Source organism: Pseudomonas lurida (assembly GCF_013522705.1).
Classification (GTDB): domain Bacteria; phylum Pseudomonadota; class Gammaproteobacteria; order Pseudomonadales; family Pseudomonadaceae; genus Aquipseudomonas; species Aquipseudomonas quebecensis.
In genome coordinates this window covers 1-5,489 of sequence record NZ_JAAMRE010000053.1, presented here as the reverse complement: position 1 = coordinate 5,489, position 5,489 = coordinate 1, and the positions used below count along the sequence as shown (strand labels likewise).

General features: G+C 51.3%; 2 tRNA genes and 3 rRNA genes. All 5 read left to right on the top strand.

What is annotated here, in order from left to right:
* Positions 1-280 precede the first annotated feature (280 nt).
* The 5 genes from G7025_RS26450 to rrf all read left to right on the top strand — a co-directional run bounded on the left by G7025_RS26450 (position 281) and on the right by rrf (position 5,488).
* Positions 281-1,817: ribosomal RNA gene (locus G7025_RS26450) — 16S ribosomal RNA — on the top strand.
* 82 nt (positions 1,818-1,899) lie between these two features.
* Positions 1,900-1,976: transfer RNA gene (locus tag G7025_RS26445), tRNA-Ile, on the top strand.
* A 30-nt stretch (positions 1,977-2,006) separates the two neighbouring features.
* A tRNA-Ala gene (locus G7025_RS26440) sits at positions 2,007-2,082 on the top strand.
* Positions 2,083-2,329: 247 nt separating this feature from the next.
* Positions 2,330-5,221, top strand: a 23S ribosomal RNA gene (locus G7025_RS26435).
* 151 nt (positions 5,222-5,372) lie between these two features.
* Positions 5,373-5,488: ribosomal RNA gene (gene rrf, locus G7025_RS26430) — 5S ribosomal RNA — on the top strand.
* The 16S, 23S and 5S rRNA genes sit together here with 2 tRNA genes alongside, the layout of an rRNA operon.
* The last annotated feature ends 1 nt before the right edge of the window (position 5,489 follow it).

The following is a 5,489-nucleotide window of genomic DNA, read 5'->3' as shown; positions in this document are numbered from 1 at the left end:
GCGCAAGTGGTTGAAGTTGTTGAAGAAATCTTCGAAAACTTCTGAAAATAATCACTTGACAGCAAATGAGGCTGCTGTAGAATGCGCGCCTCGGTTGAGACGAAAGATCTTAACCAACCGCTCTTTAACAACTGAATCAAGCAATTCGTGTGGGTGCTTGTGGAGTCAGACTGATAGTCAACAAGATTATCAGCATCACAAGTTACTCCGCGAGAAATCAAAGATGTAACCAACGATTGCTGAGCCAAGTTTAGGGTTTCTTAAAAACCCAAAGATGTTTGAACTGAAGAGTTTGATCATGGCTCAGATTGAACGCTGGCGGCAGGCCTAACACATGCAAGTCGAGCGGTAGAGAGAAGCTTGCTTCTCTTGAGAGCGGCGGACGGGTGAGTAATGCCTAGGAATCTGCCTGGTAGTGGGGGATAACGTCCGGAAACGGACGCTAATACCGCATACGTCCTACGGGAGAAAGCAGGGGACCTTCGGGCCTTGCGCTATCAGATGAGCCTAGGTCGGATTAGCTAGTTGGTGGGGTAATGGCTCACCAAGGCGACGATCCGTAACTGGTCTGAGAGGATGATCAGTCACACTGGAACTGAGACACGGTCCAGACTCCTACGGGAGGCAGCAGTGGGGAATATTGGACAATGGGCGAAAGCCTGATCCAGCCATGCCGCGTGTGTGAAGAAGGTCTTCGGATTGTAAAGCACTTTAAGTTGGGAGGAAGGGCCATTACCTAATACGTGATGGTTTTGACGTTACCGACAGAATAAGCACCGGCTAACTCTGTGCCAGCAGCCGCGGTAATACAGAGGGTGCAAGCGTTAATCGGAATTACTGGGCGTAAAGCGCGCGTAGGTGGTTTGTTAAGTTGGATGTGAAATCCCCGGGCTCAACCTGGGAACTGCATTCAAAACTGACTGACTAGAGTATGGTAGAGGGTGGTGGAATTTCCTGTGTAGCGGTGAAATGCGTAGATATAGGAAGGAACACCAGTGGCGAAGGCGACCACCTGGACTGATACTGACACTGAGGTGCGAAAGCGTGGGGAGCAAACAGGATTAGATACCCTGGTAGTCCACGCCGTAAACGATGTCAACTAGCCGTTGGGAGCCTTGAGCTCTTAGTGGCGCAGCTAACGCATTAAGTTGACCGCCTGGGGAGTACGGCCGCAAGGTTAAAACTCAAATGAATTGACGGGGGCCCGCACAAGCGGTGGAGCATGTGGTTTAATTCGAAGCAACGCGAAGAACCTTACCAGGCCTTGACATCCAATGAACTTTCTAGAGATAGATTGGTGCCTTCGGGAACATTGAGACAGGTGCTGCATGGCTGTCGTCAGCTCGTGTCGTGAGATGTTGGGTTAAGTCCCGTAACGAGCGCAACCCTTGTCCTTAGTTACCAGCACGTTATGGTGGGCACTCTAAGGAGACTGCCGGTGACAAACCGGAGGAAGGTGGGGATGACGTCAAGTCATCATGGCCCTTACGGCCTGGGCTACACACGTGCTACAATGGTCGGTACAAAGGGTTGCCAAGCCGCGAGGTGGAGCTAATCCCATAAAACCGATCGTAGTCCGGATCGCAGTCTGCAACTCGACTGCGTGAAGTCGGAATCGCTAGTAATCGCGAATCAGAATGTCGCGGTGAATACGTTCCCGGGCCTTGTACACACCGCCCGTCACACCATGGGAGTGGGTTGCACCAGAAGTAGCTAGTCTAACCTTCGGGGGGACGGTTACCACGGTGTGATTCATGACTGGGGTGAAGTCGTAACAAGGTAGCCGTAGGGGAACCTGCGGCTGGATCACCTCCTTAATCGACGACATCAGCTGCTCCATAAGTTCCCACACGAATTGCTTGATTCATTGAAGAAGACGATAAGAAGCAGCCCGAAATTGGGTCTGTAGCTCAGTTGGTTAGAGCGCACCCCTGATAAGGGTGAGGTCGGCAGTTCGAATCTGCCCAGACCCACCAATTTTGTGTGGGAAACGCCTGTAGAAATACGGGGCCATAGCTCAGCTGGGAGAGCGCCTGCCTTGCACGCAGGAGGTCAACGGTTCGATCCCGTTTGGCTCCACCACTACTGCTTCTGACGTTTGAAAGCTTAGAAATGAGCATTCCATCGCTGCGATGGTGAATGTTGATTTCTAGTCTTTGACTAGTTCGTTCTTTAAAAATTTGGGTATGTGATAGAAAGATAGACTGAACGTTACTTTCACTGGTAACGGATCAGGCTAAGGTAAAATTTGTGAGTTCTCTTAATTGAGAAATTCGAATTTTCGGCGAATGTCGTCTTCACAGTATAACCAGATTGCTTGGGGTTATATGGTCAAGTGAAGAAGCGCATACGGTGGATGCCTTGGCAGTCAGAGGCGATGAAAGACGTGGTAGCCTGCGAAAAGCTTCGGGGAGTCGGCAAACAGACTTTGATCCGGAGATGTCTGAATGGGGGAACCCAGCCATCATAAGATGGTTATCTTGTACTGAATACATAGGTGCAAGAGGCGAACCAGGGGAACTGAAACATCTAAGTACCCTGAGGAAAAGAAATCAACCGAGATTCCCTTAGTAGTGGCGAGCGAACGGGGACTAGCCCTTAAGTGGCTTTGAGATTAGCGGAACGCTCTGGAAAGTGCGGCCATAGTGGGTGATAGCCCTGTACGCGAAAATCTCTTAGTCATGAAATCGAGTAGGACGGAGCACGAGAAACTTTGTCTGAATATGGGGGGACCATCCTCCAAGGCTAAATACTACTGACTGACCGATAGTGAACTAGTACCGTGAGGGAAAGGCGAAAAGAACCCCGGAGAGGGGAGTGAAATAGATCCTGAAACCGTATGCGTACAAGCAGTGGGAGCCCACTTTGTTGGGTGACTGCGTACCTTTTGTATAATGGGTCAGCGACTTATTTTCAGTGGCGAGCTTAACCGAATAGGGGAGGCGTAGCGAAAGCGAGTCTTAATAGGGCGTCTAGTCGCTGGGAATAGACCCGAAACCGGGCGATCTATCCATGGGCAGGTTGAAGGTTGGGTAACACTAACTGGAGGACCGAACCGACTACCGTTGAAAAGTTAGCGGATGACCTGTGGATCGGAGTGAAAGGCTAATCAAGCTCGGAGATAGCTGGTTCTCCTCGAAAGCTATTTAGGTAGCGCCTCATGTATCACTGTAGGGGGTAGAGCACTGTTTCGGCTAGGGGGTCATCCCGACTTACCAAACCGATGCAAACTCCGAATACCTACAAGTGCCGAGCATGGGAGACACACGGCGGGTGCTAACGTCCGTCGTGAAAAGGGAAACAACCCAGACCGTCAGCTAAGGTCCCAAAGTTATGGTTAAGTGGGAAACGATGTGGGAAGGCTTAGACAGCTAGGAGGTTGGCTTAGAAGCAGCCACCCTTTAAAGAAAGCGTAATAGCTCACTAGTCGAGTCGGCCTGCGCGGAAGATGTAACGGGGCTCAAACCATACACCGAAGCTACGGGTATCACGTAAGTGATGCGGTAGAGGAGCGTTCTGTAAGCCTGTGAAGGTGAGTTGAGAAGCTTGCTGGAGGTATCAGAAGTGCGAATGCTGACATGAGTAACGACAATGGGTGTGAAAAACACCCACGCCGAAAGACCAAGGTTTCCTGCGCAACGTTAATCGACGCAGGGTTAGTCGGTCCCTAAGGCGAGGCTGAAAAGCGTAGTCGATGGAAAACAGGTTAATATTCCTGTACTTCTGGTTATTGCGATGGAGGGACGGAGAAGGCTAGGCCAGCTTGGCGTTGGTTGTCCAAGTTTAAGGTGGTAGGCTGAGATCTTAGGTAAATCCGGGATCTTAAGGCCGAGAGCTGATGACGAGTCATCTTTTAGATGACGAAGTGGTTGATGCCATGCTTCCAAGAAAAGCTTCTAAGCTTCAGGTAACCAGGAACCGTACCCCAAACCGACACAGGTGGTTGGGTAGAGAATACCAAGGCGCTTGAGAGAACTCGGGTGAAGGAACTAGGCAAAATGGCACCGTAACTTCGGGAGAAGGTGCGCCGGTGAGGGTGAAGGACTTGCTCCGTAAGCTCATGCCGGTCGAAGATACCAGGCCGCTGCGACTGTTTATTAAAAACACAGCACTCTGCAAACACGAAAGTGGACGTATAGGGTGTGACGCCTGCCCGGTGCCGGAAGGTTAATTGATGGGGTTAGCTAACGCGAAGCTCTTGATCGAAGCCCCGGTAAACGGCGGCCGTAACTATAACGGTCCTAAGGTAGCGAAATTCCTTGTCGGGTAAGTTCCGACCTGCACGAATGGCGTAACGATGGCGGCGCTGTCTCCACCCGAGACTCAGTGAAATTGAAATCGCTGTGAAGATGCAGTGTATCCGCGGCTAGACGGAAAGACCCCGTGAACCTTTACTATAGCTTTGCACTGGACTTTGAATTTGCTTGTGTAGGATAGGTGGGAGGCTTTGAAGCGTGGACGCCAGTCTGCGTGGAGCCATCCTTGAAATACCACCCTGGCAACTTTGAGGTTCTAACTCAGGTCCGTTATCCGGATCGAGGACAGTGTATGGTGGGTAGTTTGACTGGGGCGGTCTCCTCCTAAAGAGTAACGGAGGAGTACGAAGGTGCGCTCAGACCGGTCGGAAATCGGTCGTAGAGTATAAAGGCAAAAGCGCGCTTGACTGCGAGACAGACACGTCGAGCAGGTACGAAAGTAGGTCTTAGTGATCCGGTGGTTCTGTATGGAAGGGCCATCGCTCAACGGATAAAAGGTACTCCGGGGATAACAGGCTGATACCGCCCAAGAGTTCATATCGACGGCGGTGTTTGGCACCTCGATGTCGGCTCATCACATCCTGGGGCTGAAGCCGGTCCCAAGGGTATGGCTGTTCGCCATTTAAAGTGGTACGCGAGCTGGGTTTAGAACGTCGTGAGACAGTTCGGTCCCTATCTGCCGTGGACGTTTGAGATTTGAGAGGGGCTGCTCCTAGTACGAGAGGACCGGAGTGGACGAACCTCTGGTGTTCCGGTTGTCACGCCAGTGGCATTGCCGGGTAGCTATGTTCGGAATAGATAACCGCTGAAAGCATCTAAGCGGGAAACTAGCCTCAAGATGAGATCTCACTGGAACCTTGAGTTCCCTGAAGGGCCGTCGAAGACTACGACGTTGATAGGTTGGGTGTGTAAGCGCTGTGAGGCGTTGAGCTAACCAATACTAATTGCCCGTGAGGCTTGACCATATAACACCCAAGCAATTTGAGTCGAAAGGCCAGATTGCGGTGTGTGAAGACGCAATGAACCGAAAGTTCGACGCTCACAAAACACCGACAGCTGTCACATACCCAATTTGCTGAAGCGAGGCCATCTGGCCGCGACTCAGTACCCGAATTTCTTGACGACCATAGAGCATTGGAACCACCTGATCCCATCCCGAACTCAGCAGTGAAACGATGCATCGCCGATGGTAGTGTGGGGTTTCCCCATGTGAGAGTAGGTCATCGTCAAGAT